Source organism: Pseudomonas sp. 11/12A, from assembly GCF_000800055.1.
GTDB lineage: Bacteria > Pseudomonadota > Gammaproteobacteria > Pseudomonadales > Pseudomonadaceae > Aquipseudomonas > Aquipseudomonas mohnii.
Genome location: NZ_JUGV01000001.1, coordinates 3,755,754 through 3,773,481 on the forward strand (window position 1 = coordinate 3,755,754; position 17,728 = coordinate 3,773,481).

At 57.6% G+C, this 17,728-nt stretch carries 17 protein-coding genes; all 17 read right to left on the reverse strand.

Going from position 1 to position 17,728, the window contains the following annotated elements; translation table 11 throughout:
* Position 1: 1 nt before the first annotated feature.
* The 17 genes from fliD to GQ39_RS17375 all read right to left on the reverse strand — a co-directional run bounded on the left by fliD (position 2) and on the right by GQ39_RS17375 (position 17,719).
* Entirely contained in the window at positions 2 to 1,441 is a 1,440-nt protein-coding gene (gene fliD, locus GQ39_RS17295; RefSeq protein WP_047532012.1) for a flagellar filament capping protein FliD, read from the reverse strand.
* An 82-nt stretch (positions 1,442 to 1,523) separates the two neighbouring features.
* The gene (locus tag GQ39_RS17300) at positions 1,524 to 1,889 is read right to left on the reverse strand and encodes a flagellar protein FlaG (RefSeq protein ID WP_047532014.1); all 366 of its coding nucleotides are present in this window, start codon (positions 1,887 to 1,889) and stop codon (positions 1,524 to 1,526) included.
* A gap of 74 nt (positions 1,890 to 1,963) precedes the next feature.
* The gene (locus GQ39_RS17305) at positions 1,964 to 2,809 is read right to left on the reverse strand and encodes a flagellin domain-containing protein (protein WP_047532016.1); all 846 of its coding nucleotides are present in this window, start codon (positions 2,807 to 2,809) and stop codon (positions 1,964 to 1,966) included.
* Between the two features lie 247 nt (positions 2,810 to 3,056).
* Positions 3,057 to 3,323, reverse strand: a complete 267-nt coding sequence (locus tag GQ39_RS17310; protein ID WP_047532018.1) for a hypothetical protein — start codon at positions 3,321 to 3,323, stop codon at positions 3,057 to 3,059.
* The gene (locus GQ39_RS17315) at positions 3,323 to 4,612 is read right to left on the reverse strand and encodes a motility associated factor glycosyltransferase family protein (protein ID WP_047532020.1); all 1,290 of its coding nucleotides are present in this window, start codon (positions 4,610 to 4,612) and stop codon (positions 3,323 to 3,325) included. The genes GQ39_RS17310 and GQ39_RS17315 overlap by 1 nt, the downstream gene beginning before the upstream one ends.
* Positions 4,613 to 4,694: 82 nt before the next feature.
* A complete protein-coding gene (locus GQ39_RS17320) occupies positions 4,695 to 5,621 on the reverse strand; it encodes a ketoacyl-ACP synthase III (RefSeq protein WP_047532022.1) in 927 nt (308 codons plus the stop codon).
* Between the two features lie 299 nt (positions 5,622 to 5,920).
* Positions 5,921 to 6,685, reverse strand: coding sequence for an HAD family hydrolase (locus GQ39_RS31610; RefSeq protein ID WP_081997932.1), 765 nt, complete (start codon positions 6,683 to 6,685; stop codon positions 5,921 to 5,923).
* Positions 6,669 to 7,670, reverse strand: coding sequence for an ATP-grasp domain-containing protein (locus GQ39_RS17330; protein ID WP_236693112.1), 1,002 nt, complete (start codon positions 7,668 to 7,670; stop codon positions 6,669 to 6,671). The genes GQ39_RS31610 and GQ39_RS17330 overlap by 17 nt, the downstream gene beginning before the upstream one ends.
* Complete coding sequence (locus GQ39_RS17335) at positions 7,667 to 8,257, reverse strand: GNAT family N-acetyltransferase (RefSeq protein WP_047532026.1); 591 nt, start codon at positions 8,255 to 8,257, stop codon at positions 7,667 to 7,669. The genes GQ39_RS17330 and GQ39_RS17335 overlap by 4 nt, the downstream gene beginning before the upstream one ends.
* Entirely contained in the window at positions 8,254 to 9,006 is a 753-nt protein-coding gene (locus tag GQ39_RS17340) for a crotonobetainyl-CoA--carnitine CoA-transferase (protein WP_047532028.1), read from the reverse strand. The genes GQ39_RS17335 and GQ39_RS17340 overlap by 4 nt, the downstream gene beginning before the upstream one ends.
* An 11-nt stretch (positions 9,007 to 9,017) precedes the next feature.
* Positions 9,018 to 9,902, reverse strand: a complete 885-nt coding sequence (locus GQ39_RS17345) for a class I SAM-dependent methyltransferase (RefSeq protein ID WP_047532030.1) — start codon at positions 9,900 to 9,902, stop codon at positions 9,018 to 9,020.
* Complete coding sequence (gene pseF, locus GQ39_RS17350; RefSeq protein WP_047532031.1) at positions 9,899 to 10,600, reverse strand: pseudaminic acid cytidylyltransferase; 702 nt, start codon at positions 10,598 to 10,600, stop codon at positions 9,899 to 9,901. Before pseF ends, GQ39_RS17345 begins: the two co-directional genes overlap by 4 nt.
* On the reverse strand, positions 10,597 to 11,706 hold the full coding sequence (gene pseI / locus GQ39_RS17355) for a pseudaminic acid synthase (RefSeq protein WP_081997933.1): 1,110 nt from the start codon (positions 11,704 to 11,706) through the stop codon (positions 10,597 to 10,599). Before pseI ends, pseF begins: the two co-directional genes overlap by 4 nt.
* Before the next feature lie 95 nt (positions 11,707 to 11,801).
* Positions 11,802 to 12,965, reverse strand: coding sequence for a UDP-4-amino-4,6-dideoxy-N-acetyl-beta-L-altrosamine transaminase (pseC, locus tag GQ39_RS17360; protein ID WP_047532033.1), 1,164 nt, complete (start codon positions 12,963 to 12,965; stop codon positions 11,802 to 11,804).
* Positions 12,962 to 13,963, reverse strand: a complete 1,002-nt coding sequence (gene pseB / locus GQ39_RS17365; RefSeq protein ID WP_047532035.1) for a UDP-N-acetylglucosamine 4,6-dehydratase (inverting) — start codon at positions 13,961 to 13,963, stop codon at positions 12,962 to 12,964. The genes pseC and pseB overlap by 4 nt, the downstream gene beginning before the upstream one ends.
* Positions 13,964 to 13,992: 29 nt before the next feature.
* Positions 13,993 to 16,929 carry a TIGR00180 family glycosyltransferase gene (locus GQ39_RS17370; RefSeq protein ID WP_047532037.1) on the reverse strand — a complete coding sequence of 979 codons (2,937 nt, stop codon included), beginning with the start codon at positions 16,927 to 16,929 and terminating at the stop codon, positions 13,993 to 13,995.
* A 52-nt stretch (positions 16,930 to 16,981) separates the two neighbouring features.
* Positions 16,982 to 17,719, reverse strand: a complete 738-nt coding sequence (locus GQ39_RS17375; protein ID WP_047532039.1) for a cephalosporin hydroxylase family protein — start codon at positions 17,717 to 17,719, stop codon at positions 16,982 to 16,984.
* Positions 17,720 to 17,728: the final 9 nt, after the last annotated feature.

The window sequence follows — 17,728 nt, forward strand, 5'->3', positions numbered from 1 at the left end:
ATCAGGCGTTTTTCTGAGCGTTTATCGCATCGAACATGGATGTGATGTTGCTCGCTGTTGCCTTCAACTTGCCGACAAGGCTATCCATGTCGTTGTACTTCTTGGTCAGCACGGCGGTCAGCGTCTCGACGCGACGATCCAGAGCGGCCTGCTGCTCAGCAAGGTTCGACTTGGTCTTGGCCAGGTTGGTCGAGCGCGAATCGAGGATACCCTCCTTGCCAGTGACCGTGTAAGGCTGGATGGCCTCATTCATGCGCGTCAACAGACCTTTGGCAGCAGCGCCAGTGGCTGTTGGATCACCCAGGAACAGCTTCTGGACTTCGCCGCCCAGCTTTTGGGTATCCATTGCCTTGGAAAACTTGGTGCTGTCGAAATCCAGCGCCCCGGTCTTCTGGTTAGTGGTGATGCCCAACTGCGACAGAACGGTAAGCTTGTCGCCCGCACCCGTTGTGACCAATGGCTCACGGATCGAGGCCAGAACGCTACGCGACAACGGGTCGCCGGTCAGCGCAGCGGCGACCGTCGGATTGCCGTCTTTATCCAGGGTAGGCTTGGTCAAGGAGTTGACACTGGTCACAACCTGATTGTAAGCGTCAACAAAACTCTGGATGGCCTTTTTCAAGCCATCGCCGTTAGGGCCAACAGTTACAGTGGTCGTTGCATCACCACCAGCGACCAGATTCAGGGTCAAACCGGAAACGGCCTTGTCCACAGTGTTGGTCTTGCTGGTCAGCGCGAGGCCGTCCACGGTGAAATTGGCGTCTACCGCGAACTCACCAATGGCACCTGCCGAAGTATCGGTCGGCGTTGCACCCATCTTCTGACCGGCCGTGATTTCCAGACCCGTGATCCCACTAAGGGTAATATCGGAACCTGCACCCGTGGCCGAAGACCCCATCACCAGGCGCGAACCAAACGAGTCAGTAACGATGTTGGCACTGAAACCGTTGGCACCCTGCTGGGTGTTGATCGCATCACGAACCGATTGCAACGTCGCGCCCGCCGGAATGGTCACGGGAACGGAAGTGCCATTCTGGGTGATGTTAAGCGTACCTTCGGGAATCGAAGTACTGGCACCGCCAGCGAACGCCGCGGTTGCCACCTTCGAAGAAGTTGCCAGATTGCTGACCTTAACGACATAAGTGCCATTGACAGCCGTATTGCTGGCCGTAGCCGTCAGTACTTTGGCATCGCCGGAAGTGGCAGTGAACCCCAGAAACTGCGGGTTAGTCGTACTGCTCAGGTTCTTCATCGCCGTCTGGAAGTTCGCCAGAACACTCTTGAGGGAACCGATACCGGAGATCTGCGCGGTGTTGGTGGCCGTCTGCCGGTCGATCTGGTTCTGCTTGGCCGATTTGTCAGCGTTGACCAAGGCCGTGACGATCGAACTGATATTAAGACCGGAACCCAGACCACTTCCCGGTTGAATTGGACTTGCCATGTGGAACTCCCTTCAGTGTGTCGCCGGCCTTTTGACCACTACAACGCCCAAAAGAATATAGCAACAAAATTCGTGCCAATTATCAGACCTTCGTGCTGAACAAGAGGCTGCTTGCATCATTCAAACTGTTTGCCAGCTTCAAAACTTCCTCGTTGGGGATCTGACGGATCACCTCACCCGAATCACTGGCAATGACTTTGACAACTACCTTGCCTGAAGGCTCATCGATCGAGAACTCCAGGTTGCGTTTGACCGACTGCACAAACTTTTCGATTTCCTGTACGGCCATCTTCAGTTTTTCCTGATCGGTCGGAACGCTTTTACTTTCTTCCTTGACAGCAGTTACCTGAGCAACCACCGGGCGAGGCGTTTCCGCAGGCTTTTCGGCAACTGTCGTCGCCTGCCTGGCCGCAGGATAAGACAAGTTCAGCTTGGCGCTCATATCCATGTCCGTCACCTCTTAAAAAAGTAAAAAGCGAGAGAGCGCGACCAGCGCACCCCCCCGCCAAAACTCATCGGCGATTACTGAAGCAGTTTCAGTACAGCGGATGGCAGTTGGTTGGCCTGAGCCAGAACTGCGGTGGAAGCTTGTTGCAGAGTTTGTTGCTTGGTCAGCTGGGCAGTTTCAGCAGCGAAGTCGGTATCTTGTACGCGGCTCAGTGCAGCACTGGCGTTTTCGTTGATGTTCTGCAGGTTGGAAATGGTAGTCGCGAAACGGTTCTGAGCAGCACCCAGGTCAGCGCGAGTGGCGTTGATGTTGGCCAGAGCAGCGTCGATAGCCGAGATCGAAGCGTCAACGTTGGTGTGGTTAGTAGCGTTGTCTGTACCGGAGATGGCAATACCGGTCATGCCCAATGCGCTGGCGTCGAAGCTGGTCGACAGGGTCAGAGTGATCTGGTTGTCGGAAGAGGTGTTCGAACCTACCTGGAATTCCATCGCACCAGCAGTACCGTCGATCAGAGCCTTACCGTTCAGGTTGGTCGATTGAGCGATACGGGTCAGTTCAGCAACGGACTGTTGGAATTCTTTGTCCAGAGCGTCACGGTCAGCAGTACCGTTCGAGTCGTTTCGCGACTGAACCGAAATTTCACGCATACGTTGCAGAATGTTGGTCGATTCTTGCAGTGCGCCTTCAGCGGTCTGAGCGATCGAAACACCGTCGTTGGCGTTTTTGATAGCCATGGTCTGGCCACGGATCTGCGAAGTCATACGGGTAGCGATCTGCAGGCCAGCGGCGTCATCTTTGGCGCTGTTGATTTTCAGGCCGGAGGACAGACGGGTCATCGAGGTCGACAGTGCGTCGGACGCTTTGTTCAGGTTCTTCTGAACGCCCAGGGAAGTAGTGTTGGTGTTTACTGTTAAAGCCATGACGAATTCCTCGTTGGTTGGGTACTGCGGCTTCCGGCCCTGGCAACCGCCCGGTATGGCCTAGAGAACCTACGTAATAGTTATCGTCGTGAATGCAGGTTGCTTTAGGGGATTTTGAAAATTTTTTGCCATCACCCTGCCACCCCCTCCAAAACAAAGGCTTAGAGACTACCCAACCATTGAAAAATGACGTCAGAGAATTGCCGCAAAATCGATAATCCAGATCCGTATCTGATCAACAACCGCCTCAACCAGAACTGACAGCCTCCAGCAAATCCACCAGCTCATACTCCATGTAGTCCGCCAGCGCCAACCAATCCTGCCGCTCCTGACAATCAAGCATGCGCATCAGCACCGCCGACCACCAGGAAAGAACCTCACTCCCGGCACTTTCAACTCTCGACTGCACCTGCGAACCCACCTCGACCATGAACAGCGCGGCCTCGACATCCCTTCCAAGACGAAACAATCCAGCACATTGCCGGGCCTGTTCGACGAGTGACATCTCATTCATCAACTGAACTCCGGATGAAAGATCGTGCCGGTAATCATGGCTCCGGCACGACTGCTGTTATAGAACTCAACTTGCGGATGCGCCGCGATGTAGCGCTCCAGCTCGCACAGATAACTGCGGAAATTCAGCTGTGTCTTGACTCGCTGCCCATGCCCGTCCAATACCCAATGGCGAGAGGCACCCAATTGAGGACCGAGGTCGCCATCGCTCCAGCCGGCATGAGTCTTGTTATTGGGGAACGCAAAATCAGCCCCGAACAGGGTGACCCTGGCGGCCCCCATCTTCACCGCCAAATCCACCGCCGGATGAATCACACTCCCCCCCACGTACAACTCAGCTCGAGGCAACTGCTCACGCAGCTCCCGGAACACCGGACTGGCCGAGTACGCTACGTAACGCTTGCCCTCCCAGCCCGACAGTACGACAGGATCGACCAGAGGCATGTAAACCAGCGCTGTACCGGCGCTGTCATCGGCTGGCAGGTGTCGCAAAGAGATCCGCTGGTCGATCGAGACCACCACATCAGGCTTGATGCCTTGCGCCATCAACGGCCGGTAAGCGGTGTCGACACAGATAAACAATGGACGAGCGTGCTGACTGCGGATGCTCCGTAACGCCTCGAAGTGCTGCTCCAGACTCGGGCCTGTCGCAATCACGAATACGGGCTCACCCGTATGCGTTGCGAACAGCTGCGCTGCGTCGCTGTCGGCACGAACCTGCTGGATATTGTCCTGTAGCCGCTCGGCGATTTCAGGATTGTCCGCGACAAACTCGCGATTGTTGAACGCCAGATGCGTTTCACTGATCAAGCGGTCGCGAATCTTCGCATTGTAATCATCGGCCAACACCAACTCCGATGGCAGCGCAAAGAACGGCAGGCAGATTTCCCTCAAGTCTGCGGCGTAATGCAGTTCAACCCGCGAATCGGCGAGCCACGCTTGCTGATCGAGCAGTTGCAAGACCAGCGCAAACACCGCGCCATTAAGGATGTGCACGTGCAGACGCTCGACCCCCGGACGCTGCAGCAGCTCCAGTTGCAAATCACCCAGCCCGGTGCCGTAGACGTGCATCGCCGGGCTGTCGGCGGGCAGACTGTCTGCCTGCAACCGCGCTTCACGGGTCCGGTCATGCCGGCTGGTCAACTGAATGCCGTTGATGCTCAAGGTCGAACCGAGGCCTTCCACAAGATCGGCCTGCAAAGCGCCCGAGTCCTCCGCCAGCAAGCGCTCAGCCACCGCCGGCCAGCGACGCAAGATGACTTCAGCATTGGATTGAAAAAACTCGCTCATGGCGCCTCGCGCTTCATTCAGGCAAAAAAATAGCGCTCAAGGTTACACCTTGAACGCTATCTTTGTGTCCGGGTTTTATGACTCAAGGACGATAGATAATCGCCGACCCCCACGACAGGCCAACACCAAAACCGCTGATCGCCACGCGCTGCCATTCGGCGCTGAGTGCGTGTTTCTCCAGCAGCAAGGGAATGCTCGACGAAACGGTGTTGCCGGTCTCGACCATGTCCTTGATGAACTTCTCTGGCTCGCCTTCGAAGCGCCGCGCCACGGCATCGACGATCGCCGCACTGCCCTGGTGAATGCAGAACGCATCGATGTCATCGGCCTTGAGACCGGAGTCGTCGAGCAGCTCATGCAAATGTGCCGGAACTTTGAGCAGCGCAAAGTTGAACACCTGACGGCCGTTCATGAAGAACACGCCATCGGTGACCTTCAAGTGCGGCGCGCCGGAACCGTCGGTGCCGAACTTGGCCTTGCCCAGTGCCCAGACCGGGTCTTCACCCATCCAGGTGGCCGTCGCGGCATCGCCGAAGAGCATGGTGGTATTGCGATCTTCCGGGTCGACGATTTTAGAATACGGGTCAGCCGTGATCAGCAGGCCATTCTTCAGGCCCGCAGCTTCCATGAAGCCCTTGATCGCGTAAATGCCGTAGACGTAACCGGAACAACCCAGCGAGATGTCGAACGCCGCAACATTGGTCGACAGGCCGAGTTTGTCCTGGACGATCGCTGCTGTATGCGGCAGGCCTTCTTCGTCACCGTTCTGGGTAACGACGATCAGCACGTCGATGGACTCGCGTTTCAGTTCAGGGTTGCTGGCAAACAGCGCGTTGGCCGCTTCCACGCACAGATCGGAGGTTTCCTGATCAGCATCTTTGCGCGGCAGGAACGCCGACCCGATCTTTCCGAGGATGAATTCTTCATCCTTCCCGAATTTTGCACCTTGTGCGTAATTGTCCACGCCGGCTACAGGAACGTAGCTCGCAATGCTTTTTATGCCAATCATTACGGCTTCCCAATAAAAAACAGCCCAATACCACCGCTCGCAAGGATTCGAGGGGCGCCGACATACCGAAAATGGCCGCCCCGACAGGCAGCCACGGGGATCGCAAAGAGCTATCACTGGAACCGATAACGGGCCAGGCGCCATATCCCCGGTCAATACAATACAGTGAAGATGCGCGTTATGACTCGCAGGTCACGCTATTTTGCCGAATCAGCATCACGACAGGTTATTCGACCAACGCCAAAACCAGCATCCTTGCGCACTTGATGATCTCGCGGACAGGGCAGCCCAGCAGGGTTTCAGCGTGTTTGGGGGCCAGTCCCAGGCCAGGACGAAAGACCTGCTGAGTCGCGACCGTGATCGCCAGCAAGTCCAGACCCGTAGCGCGGTGGCACCTGAAAATGTGCAGCCAACACCTCGGGCAGTGCATTGAGGTCAGGGATGGATACTTGTGCGTCGTGGCCAGGCAAAGCCACAACATTACGATGCCCGCCTGTCTGCACCCTGACAGTCAATGCGCCAAGTGGATTGAGGTTGACAAAATCCTTGGAGGGGTTGTCGCCGACGTAAACCATGTCGCCCCAGCTACAGCCTTCTGCCTGACGAATACGTTCGAAACAATGAGTGGAAGGCTTCGCATGGTGAATACCAAAACGATGCGTGATAAAGACTCGTCGAAACGCCGGAAACAGGCCCAGTGCGTCGACCTTGTTCTTCTGCACGATTTTGTGCCCGTCGGTGACGAGATAAAGTGGCACTCGCCCGCGAAATTGATCAAGCACAACCCTGGCAGCGGGGAACAATTCGAGACGAGGACGATGATGCCGATAAATCTTCACGCAACCGGCCACTCGAGCCTTCGACCAGTGACCATGTAACTCAAGCCATCGGTCAAAAACCTGACCTCGCCCTTCGCGCTCAAGCACTTCACGCATAAATGCCAGCGAAGACTCTGCGTCCCATCCGAAGACATCCTCACCATAACGGGCAACGGCCCCGAGCCCGCTTATGACGAAGCTGGTTTCATCATAGAGCGTATCGTCCAGGTCAAAAATCAGGATCATGGAACACCAGATCAACGGGCAGACGAACCAGTCTCACCTCACCTGCAGTACGCTTGAATTCAGGTATCGGCCCCTGCTCAAAGGCCTCAACGAGACTCCAATAGAGCAGATCCAGCCCAGCAGCAATGGCAGCGGTGGAGGCACCGCCAAAACGGGAATTGCACTCAATGATGCGCATGTCGTCGTCATTAAGGAGGATCGCTTGCAACATCACCGGGCCACGCAAGCCCAGTGCTTCCAGCGAACGAACAGCTTCATGCTCAAGCGTTTCACTGCGAAAAGTGGTCGTGACCTGCGACTCGCCAGCGATCACACGGTCGCGCCTGCGCAGCAGCACTCCCGCAACCGCGCCACTACGATCCACCCAGCCGTCGATGCTGATCTCCGGCCCCGGTACGAATGGCTGGTAAATCGGCGAATCCAGCATTTTCGCGTGACTGCGCGCGGCATCGAGTGACAAATCAAGCCCTATGGCTTGCGCACCGGCACCGAAACGCTCCTTCACCACGTAAGGTCCGGGACCGACGGCCTCGGGCGCCGTCTCCGCCGGGATCACCGGGAGCCCGGCCTCAGCGCCGAAGTGAGCGAAAGCGAGCTTGTCGAGGCAACGTTCGACAGCGACAGTGTCAGAGACGATGACCGAGATTCCCGCTTCAGACAGCGTTGCTCTGTGGCGCGCCCAAAAGAGCAGCTCTGCATCCCGAGTGGGAAGGATCACTGCGATCCCGCGTTCATGGCACCCGTTGATCAGCGAGGGCAGTTCAGCGTCGCTGAGGCGGGGCATGTTCCAGAACCCGTCAGCAACATAGCGGGCCGGCGCCTCAGGATCGAGGTCACCAGCAATGACGCAAGCATCGGGATGCACCCGCCTGGCGGCTTCCTGCATCGCGCGCAACAGGGGCGCCTTGCGTGAAGCGCTGGTGACGAGCACGTTATGGGCCCCGCGCGGCTGACTGCCCTTGATGTGTAGCTGACTGCCGTTCAACTGCCTTTTTTCCATTCGCCGGCCAGCAAGCCGTGGGTCAACGAATCCGTGGGTTTGCCATCGATCAGCACATGCTCACGCAAACACCCCTCGTAGCAAAAACCCGAAGCCTCGAGTATCGCAATGTGACGGGTGCGGTGCGCGAACGTTTCGGTGCAGAGACGTCTCAGCCCCAGATCCTCAAACGCCAATTGCTTCAACAAGGCCAGGAAACGCGAAAACAGGGCAGTCAAAGCGTCCGGCTTTTTTTCCAGTTCCGGGGTCAGCAAAAATGAAACCTCGGCCCGGCGGTTAGGCCAGGAAATGTGCACCAAACCACCGTACCCGATCAAAACGCCGTCGCTTTCGATAGCGAGCAAAATCTGCGAGGGTTCTGAGCTCTCGAGCTCTGACCAGACACGCTCTGCAAAATAACGCTTCTGTCCTTCGGCGGATATCGGTGCGGTTTGCCGCAGCACATCCATCTGTGCGTTTCGCCATTGCCGTATCGCGTCGATGTCGGACGGTTGCACGGCGCGTATATCCAGCACTCCGTCCGACAGGGACGGGGTCGGCATCACCACGTATCGAACGACGCCTGCACTCATTCGATCACCAAATAAGACGTGAGCGGATTAGAGGGGTCGCGTTTGATTGCGTAACGAGACAAACCCAGGACTTCACGCACCGCGATGGTTTCACCCGGAAACTGCGGTGTATTGAGTTCGTCAAAAGCCAGCACGCTGCCCTTGGTCAGATACGGCAGGATCGCCTCGAGACAGTCGTGGGTCGGCTTGTAGATATCGAAATCAAAATAGGCCAGTGCCACGATGGTTTCGGGATGTTCCTTCAGATAATCCGGTAGCGTCATCGTGGCATCCCCCTTGACCAGTTCGTGCTTTTTCTTGTGGGGGATGGGCGCGTTTTGTGTGTGAAAATCCAGAATGCCTTCGAGCTCCTCACTCCAGTTTTCTACGACCCCATAGTCTCCTGCCTGCACACCGCCCCCATCTTGCGGCGCGACCGAAGGAAAACCATCAAAGGTATCGAAACCGATGATCTTGCGGTTGTAATTGAATGGCTCGTGTATCCCTCTCAACGTAGAGAACAAGGCCATGTTCTGCCCCCAACGCACGCCAAACTCCATGATGGTGCCGTGAACAGGAACGATCATCTGGTAAAGCATCTGCATAAAGTTGATCCGCGACAAGGTCTGTCGCGTGAGATACAAACCGATGTTGTCCAGCAACTCGCCATCGGGTATCCGGGAGGCGCGAAGCCGGTCCACGAGAATCTGTTTGCGGTCAGTCTCGGACTGCGTCGAGCCGACCAGTGTTCGTATGGATTTGTCTGTCATGTATTGACTCCTCAGGGTTTCGGTCTAAAGAACCCGGTCAGGTTGCGACCGAACCCCACATCAGCGAGTGCAGCATAAAAGCGGTTGGATGCTTCGATACCCGCCTGTCCTATCAGTCTTTCGAGCATTAACCGGGCCCTGTGGGCTACTGGCCCCTGAGCACGATCAGCGACATAGTTCGATCCTTCATGGGCAAGAAAAAGGTCGATTGGAAAGTCGCCCTGTATCGCCAGACAATCCCACCCCGTTTCCTCAGCCGTTCGGCGCAGGGTGTCAGCCGTGAAGTACGACATATGATCGGGCGTGGCGATCCAGAACCGATCAGGTATCGCGCCCGTCGCGAACAGCGCCTCTTGATAGGCCGAGCCATCGTTTGGAACGGTGACGACCAGAAGTCCACCCGGGGCCACTAAACGGCGCAGTGATTGCAGCAGGCTTACAGGGTCCAGAACATGCTCCAGCACGTTACCCAGCCAGACCAGATCGTGCTGTTTTTTCGCCGAGATACGGGCTTCGAGCAATTCGAAGACATCACCCTGTTCGACATGGTGGGCGTAGTCAGGATTGATCTGCTGCACGCCGGCACGGCTGTAATCGATACCTTCAACCTGCCAACCGATCTGCTCGAAAAACTTGAGTACGAAGCCTTCACCGCAGCCCACGTCAAGCAGGCTACCCGGCCGATCATGACTCAAGAGCGCGCGAGCCTGGCCATACCGTTGCGCGATTCGAAGCGCTATGACCTCTAGCTCTTCCTCAGCGTAGGATTTTCGATAACCACTGGCCTCGTTCTGGAAGTAGGTTTGCGCATAGTAATCGCTCAAGGCCTCTGGCGTGGGGCGATCAACCACTTCCAGAAAGCCGATCGGATGCCGGCGTAAGCGGGGATCATTCATCCAAACATCCTTTCATGTTTCAGCTCGGCAAGCCCCCAGTCTTCCTCGGTATCGATGTCCTGCACCTGCATCGCCGGCAACACAATCGAGCCAGTGTCCGGGCCCATCAACACGTGGTCGCGCAGAAATGCTTCGGTGCGAAACCAGTACCACTGCCCGGCATCGTGATAGGCAACCGGAAGATCCTGTGACCGCGCATTGAGGTTTTCAGGGAAGTTCAAGGTGATGCGACCATCCTCCTCACGCTGAAGCGATCGCCAGATTGGATAAGAAAAACCAGTGACGGGCATGATGACGTTAAAGCGGCTTCCAAGTAGCTGTTCGCGTCCGTCGGCGAGGTCACGGGGGCGCACGAAAGGCGCGGTCGGGTAGAGGCAGCAGGCAAGATCGAAGTGCACGCCCGTTTGCGCGTACTGACCTAACACCTCGAGGAGAACTTGCGACGTTGTGGCGTGGTCATTTGCGGCGGCAGCCGATCGCAGGAATGGCACCTCGGCACCCCAGGTACGCGCAATGTCTGCAATTTCCGGGTCGTCCGTGCTGACCATGACTGTGTCAAAGGCACCGCTGGCGAGTGCCGCTTCGATCGACCAGGCAATCATGGGGCGACCACGGAAGGCGCGAATGTTCTTGCGAGGGATTCGCTTGCTGCCTCCCCGGGCAGGAATGATCGCGACGGCAGTCGGCGTGTCGGTCATGAATCGATCCCTCCTTCTACCATCGAGACATCCAGAGGCTCGCCAAACGCCAGTTCACGCGTTGCCCTGCGCCCGAGCACGGTATCAAGAAACTTGGGCTTGAGCCCATTACCGGGACGGATAGAGCGCACGTTCGCCTCCGTCAGTAACTCGCCCTTGGCGACAGGTGCCACGACATAGAGTGAACGGCGATTCTTCAGGACAATTTCTTCCGATCGCGTGGGCTCGAATGCCGGGGAACCGATAGCGACTTGAGCGATACGTGCCGTGGTCACGAGTTCGGCAAGCTCTGCGGGCTCCAGCGAGAAGGCACTGTCGACCCCACCCTCGGCGCGAGCCAGCGTGAAATGTTTTTCAATGACCGCAGCGCCCAACCCTACTGCAAGTGCAGATACGACCGTTCCCAACGTGTGGTCAGAAAGGCCGCTCACAACATCGAAACGCTGGGCAATCTCGGCGATCGTTGCAAGGTTTGCCTCTTCTGGCGGCGCTGGATAGGCTGCCGTGCAATGCAGCACGACAATTTCTGTTGCCCCTGCCCCACGTGCCGCTTCAACGGCCTCGCCAATTTCTTCAAGTGTCGCCATACCGGTGGACATAATGATGGGCTTGCCCGTCCTGGCCACCTTGCGAATGAGGGGCAAGTCGATCAACTCAGGTGATGCGATCTTGTAAGCGGGTGCTCCCAGGCTTTCGAGGAAATCCACCGCCGTGGCGTCAAAGGGGGATGAAAATACGGCGATCCCGATCTTGCGGCCGTGCTCGAAGATTGCCTCATGCCACTCCCAGGGCGTGTGCGCTTCCTCATAGAGTTCATAGAGGCGGCGGCCATCCCACAGGCCACCCTTCACCATGAACTCCGCACCGCAGTGATCTATCGTGATGGTGTCTGCGCGGTACGTCTGTATTTTTACCGCATCGGCGCCCGCCTGTTTGGCGGCCTCAATGATGCGCAAAGCACGGTTGATGTCACCGTTGTGATTACCCGACATCTCGGCAACGATGTAAGGCGGTTCGCCTGGACCGATGCGACGCCCGGCGATGCTGACAAACGATTGCCGATCGCTTTGCGTCAGCTCTCCCCGTGCTGCGTACTGCCGTTTCACAAAGCCACCCCAGAAGTGTTGATTATCAAAAAAGTATTCCGGATTTGATTGCTGCCACTGCGATCAGGAATGATTGCGACATTGCTCAAGTGTTTCTAAGCCTTAAGAACCAACCGTCGAAGTTGCTCGACCACGTAGCCCTGCTGTTCATCGCTCAACAAAGGAAACAACGGCAGGCTGATGGCCTCGGCGTAGTAACGCTCGGCCTGCGGGAAGTCACCTTCAAGGAAACCCAGGTCTCGATAGTACGGCTGCAAATGCACCGGGATGTAATGCAGATTTACCCCCACCCCGGCGGCCCGCAACCCTTCGAACACCTGCCGATGGCTGAGCTTGATTCGGTCGAGCTGCAGACGCACCACGTACAGATGCCACGCCGATTCAGCGTCTGCTTGTGCACCAGGCAATGTCAGCGGCAGGTCCGCCAGCAACCGGTCATAACGTGCAGCCAGCTCACGCCGACGCGCGACGAACGCATCAAGCTTGCCCAACTGCGACAACCCCAGGGCAGCTTGCAGATCGGTGATGCGATAGTTGAATCCCAGCTCCACCTGTTGGTAGTACCAGGGGCCGTGGCTGGGCTCTGTCATCTGCGCAGGATCCCGGGTCATACCGTGGCTACGCAAGCGTTGCAGGCGCTCGGCGAGATCCGGGCGGTTGGTCAGGACCATCCCGCCTTCGGCGCTGGTGATGATCTTCACCGGATGGAAACTGAACACCGTCATCGCCGCAAACTCACCGCAACCTACGGGACGACCGGCATAGGATGCTCCGACCGCGTGGGACGCATCTTCGATGACCGTAAAGCCATAACGCTCGGCCAGTTCGGCGATGCGGCGCATGTCGCAGCTCTGCCCGGAGAACGCCACGGCCACCAGCACTTTGGGCAGCGTACCGTCCTGCTCGGCCTGATCGAGTTTCGCTTCGAGGGCGAAGGCATCGAGGTTCCAGGTCAGCGGATCGATGTCCACGAAATCGACGTCGGCGCCGCAGTAACGGCCGCAGTTGGCCGAGGCCAGAAAGGTGTTGGGCGTCGTCCACAAACGATCCCCCGGCCCGAGCCCGGCCGCCAGACAGGCAATGTGCAGCGCCGCCGTGGCGTTGCACACCGCCACCGCGTAATCGGCCTGGCAGCGTTCGGCCATCTCCCGTTCGAAGCGCTCGATGGTCGGGCCCTGGGTCAGCCAGTCGGACTGCAACACCTCGACCACTGCGTCGATGTCCGCCTGATCAAGGCTTTGCCGACCATACGGAATCATGCCGACAGCTTCGCGTGCAGGTCGGCGATCTGCCCGACCGACAGGTAATGCGGGTTGGTGTCGGAACGGTATTCGAAGTCTTCGCTCACCGGGTAGCCGCGCTCGCCGAGTTTGTCGACGGCGAAATCGACATCGACACTCGTGAAGCGAATCGAAGGCTGGATGGTGTAGTGGTCCTTGAACTCCAGCGTCATCCGCGCATCGTCCAGCGGCACCATCAACTCATGGAGTTTTTCTCCCGGACGAATCCCGACGTTTTTGTGCGGCAGGTGCTCGGCCATGCCCAAGGCCAGATCGACGATGCGGATCGACGGGATCTTCGGCACGAACACTTCGCCGCCATGCATCCGCGCAAAGCTGTCGAGGACGAACTGCACGCCGTGATCAAGCGTGATCCAGAACCGGGTCATGCGCTCATCAGTGATTGGCAGCTCTTTGGCGCCCTCGTTGATCAGCTTGCTGAAGAACGGCACCACCGACCCACGCGAGCCGGCCACATTACCGTAGCGAACCACGGAAAAACGCGTCTGTTGCTCACCGGCGATGTTGTTGGCGGCGACAAACAGTTTGTCCGACAGCAACTTGGTTGCGCCGTACAGGTTGATAGGGCTCGCCGCCTTGTCGGTGGACAGCGCCACGACTTTCTTCACGCCGTTGTCGATGGCCGCGGCGATGATGTTCTCCGCGCCATTGACGTTGGTGCGAATGCATTCGGTCGGGTTGTACTCCGCCGCCGGCACCTGCTTGAGCGCCGCCGCGTGCACCACGTAGTCGATGCCGCGCATCGCCTGACGCATACGCTCGGCATCACGCACGTCACCGAGGAAGTAACGCATGCATGGCGCATTGAACGTTTGCTGCATTTCGTACTGTTTAAGCTCATCCCGGGAGAACACCACCACGCGCTTGGGCTGATATTGCTCCAGCAAGCGACGGATGAAGTTGCGACCGAAAGAGCCGGTGCCGCCCGAGATGAAAATCGATTTACCGTTGAACATGTCTTGAGTCCTGTTTCCCGTGCGTCGGCTCAGGCGAGCAACTGTGCCCAGTCGATACTGGAGGCTTCGCCGAGGGTAAAGCCCTTGCCGGTCAGGGAAAGGTTCTGGTTGTAGGCGACGTCATGGGCGAAGCGCGCCTGCCATTTGTCACGCAGGGCGGCTTTGACCTGAGGATCATCAGCCAGCGTGCCGGGGTGAGCAATCTGCACTTGCGGCGTCCACACAATCAGCAGACCCGCTTCGGCGACTTTCAGGCACAGATCGACATCGGCAAAGACTTCTGCGAAATGCTCCCGATCCAGCCCGCCGACAGCATCGAACACTTCCTTGCGCACCATCAGGCACGCGCCGGAAACCGCCGAACAGTTCTGTTCGACGAGCAGACGATGCATATAGCCTGTCGCATCTTTTTTCTCGCCCACGAAGGCCGATGTCACGCCCGACTCAAGGCCAAGGATCAGGCCCGCGCCGGTGACACTACCTTCGCGATCCACCAGCTTGGCACCCACCACACCGACTTCCGGACGCTGGGCCTGATTCAGCAGTGCTTCAAGCCAATTGGCGTTGACCACCTCGGCGTCCGCTGCCAGCAATACCAGATACTCACCCTGCGCCTGCTCGGCAGCCAGGTTGAGCAGTGCCGAAGCACTCAGGCGCTGCTGGTTTTTGATCAGGCGAATTCGCCCGCGGGCGTTCTGCTCAAGATTCTCAAGCCAGGCCAACAGCTCAGTGGACTGACTGTGATTGTCGGCAATGATGATTTCATTGTTCTGATAGCGGGTGCGTTGCAATACGCTCACCAGGCAGCGTTGCATTTGCTCCTGATTGTCATCGCTGGCAACGATGATCGACACCTTTGGCCGAGTGGCGTGACGATAGTCAATGCGCAAGCCGCCGAATGCTTCGGCAGTCACCTGCGCCTGATAACCGCGGGTTGCCAGATGGCGCACCAATGTCTGGCGTGCGTGTTCGTTTGGTTCCATGGTCGGCGCAGCAGTGATAAGCAGTGGTTCGGCCAGATGCGCCAGCCCCGCCAACCCTCCGGCTTCGATCAAGCGCAATAGCAGGTCGAATTCCAGCGCATGACTGTACTCACGTGCATAGCCACCGACCTCCACCAATGTTTCGCGGCGCACCAGCCAATGGCGGGCGGCAAGCACAGGCAAACTTTGCAACAGATCGAGGTTGAAGGCCGGGCGGAAGACGTCGCTCAGCGAACCGTGACCATGGCGATGGATCTCATCCATCGCCACTGCACGGCAACCTTCGGCGTTGAGCAACTCAAGGCTGGCCCGCAGGAACCCGGCGCTGGTGAACTCGTCCCCCGCCTCGGCCAGGAGCAGCCAGTCAACACTTGAACGCTGCGCAACCTGGTTCAGCTTGTCGACGTAATTACCGGTGCTGACCTTAATGAAATGCACGGTGTTTTGTTCGGTGGTGATCTCGGGTAATTCACCGGTAGTGAAGACCACGACCTTGAACGCCCGGAAGGCACTGTCCATCAGGCTGTCGAAGGTCGCCTGCAACTTGTTCATGTCGGCATCAAGATCCAGCAGCAGAATGCCAAACTGCGGGCCACCCTCGTGAGTCGCCAGGTGTTGATTGATTTTGCGAATCGCGGTGTCGTTCGGCTGGCGTGCCTCAAGCCAGTTCAACAACCTGCCGGTGGGCATGCTGTCGAGCAATTGACGGCTGTCGAAGGTCGGCACGCTGTCCAGACGGGCAATCCAGTCGGTCAGAATCTGCGCATCGGCGCTGTGCCCCAGGTCCTGCAGTTGCCTGGCCATTTTCTGCACCACATGCCGGTTGAACGCGCCTAACCGTATGGCTTCAAGCAAGCGGTTCTGGACGGTCTCTGGCGTGTCATTGGAAAAGGTGCGCTGCAACATGTGCTGCTTGAGCAATGCGCCTTCCATTTCCTCCAGTTGCAAACGGCCTGCCGGCATCGCGTGCAACAGGAATTCAAATTCAGTCAGATGGTCGAAAAACGCTTGATTGTAGAACGGCATCTCGACGTACTGCGCTTTGCCGAAAATGCGTTTAGGACCCGTGGTGGGGTCATTCCAGTAAGACTCGAAGATCGGCTCGATCGTCAACGCATTGCGCGTGACAAGACTGTCAGCGAACACCTGGAAACTGTCCAGCGCGAAGGACGCCGTTTGCTCCGGACTCAGGTCACTGATCTGGGTGGGCAACGTTGCCAGGAATCCGGCAAACCGCTCGCGCTCGGCGACGGAACGGGCATCCGTGAACCGCAGGACGTGAATGATTTCGGTGTTGTGCTCCGAACGCCCGTAGTTGACCTCGCGCACCACGTAAGGGATCGGCAGAATCCGTGCCTTGGCCCGGGCGAGCATGTAATAGACATGGCCGATTTCCTGCCATTCGAAGATCGTGCCTTGCGGCAAGGCCTCGTACCAGTCGCGCAGCAGCGAGGTGCGTTGCACCGCATAGAACGGCGGGATGTACTGCCCCATGTAATCGAGCACGCGATCCTGAGCACGCTCGGCGTTGTAATCCTCTTTCACCTTCTTGTCGCGACGGTAGTACTGCACATTGTTGGAATGTGTCAGGTACATCAGGCAGTAACCGTGGCACATGCCGTAATCGGGGTTGGCTTCGAGGAAATTCACCGAGTCGGTCAGAGCATCGTGCAGCAGGAAGTCGTCGTCGGATGCAAGCACCATGTAGGGCGTCGTGACCTGGCTGACACCGTAGGCAAGCTTTTGCTGAAACCCGTTGTAGCTGTACTGAGGTACGTGCCGATAGTCGATCGACGGGAAGTCGGAAACGACGCCTTCGTGATCCTGACCGGATGAATCCAGCACCAGGACCTTGGCGTCGTAATTGCTGTAGTACTGCAAGGTACGACGCAGAAATGCGGTACGGTTGTGGGTGATGACCACTACAGTGAACATTTCGTTCAGCGGTCTCCCGTTGATCTGATTGTTGCTTTGAACCTGCATTTTCCTATCCCCACAACCGGCCAGTTACCTGATGCCTGAAACTGTTCTTTGATTAACGAACGCGACGCAGATAACCGTCAGGCGCCACGGTGATCAACAGCTTGTTTTGCAACTGCCGGTCGATTTCGAAATCCTTGTTCTCTTCCAGATATTTCCATACAGCGGTTTTCGGGTTATCGCCCGGTCCCCATGGACGATCCGGGAAGAAGTCGGCTGGCATGTCTTCGACCACGGTGTCCATGACCACGCAGTAGCTGCCTGCCGACACCAGTGGTGCATAGAGGCGCAGCTCTTCCAGCACATGATCGTGGGTGTGGTTGGAGTCGAGAACCAGAATGACTTTCTTGCCTTTGGCCGCGGCCTGTACCTGAGCGGCGATGGCCGGGTCGATGCTCGAACCTTCGATCATCTTGATGCGCTTGGCCATCGGATGGCTTTCGATGGCTTCACGGTTGTGCGGGCGAATATCGAGGTCAATGCCCAACACTTCGCCGTGGCCTTGCAGCTCCAGCAGCGAGGCGTAATAGATGATCGAACCGCCGTGGGCGATGCCGCACTCGATGACCAGGTCCGGCTTGACCTGCCAGATGATCTCCTGCATTGCCATCATGTCTTGTGGCAGCTGGATGATCGGACGGCCCATCCACGAAAAGTGGTAGCTGTACTTGTGGCGGGCTGATTCGTTGAAGAAGTCACGGGCCAGGCCCACGACTTTCTGGTCGTCACCCTGACGGGCGATCTCTGCCTGGCACTCGGCTTCGAAAGCTGTGTGGATGTTGTTGTCGGTCATCTGAAATTT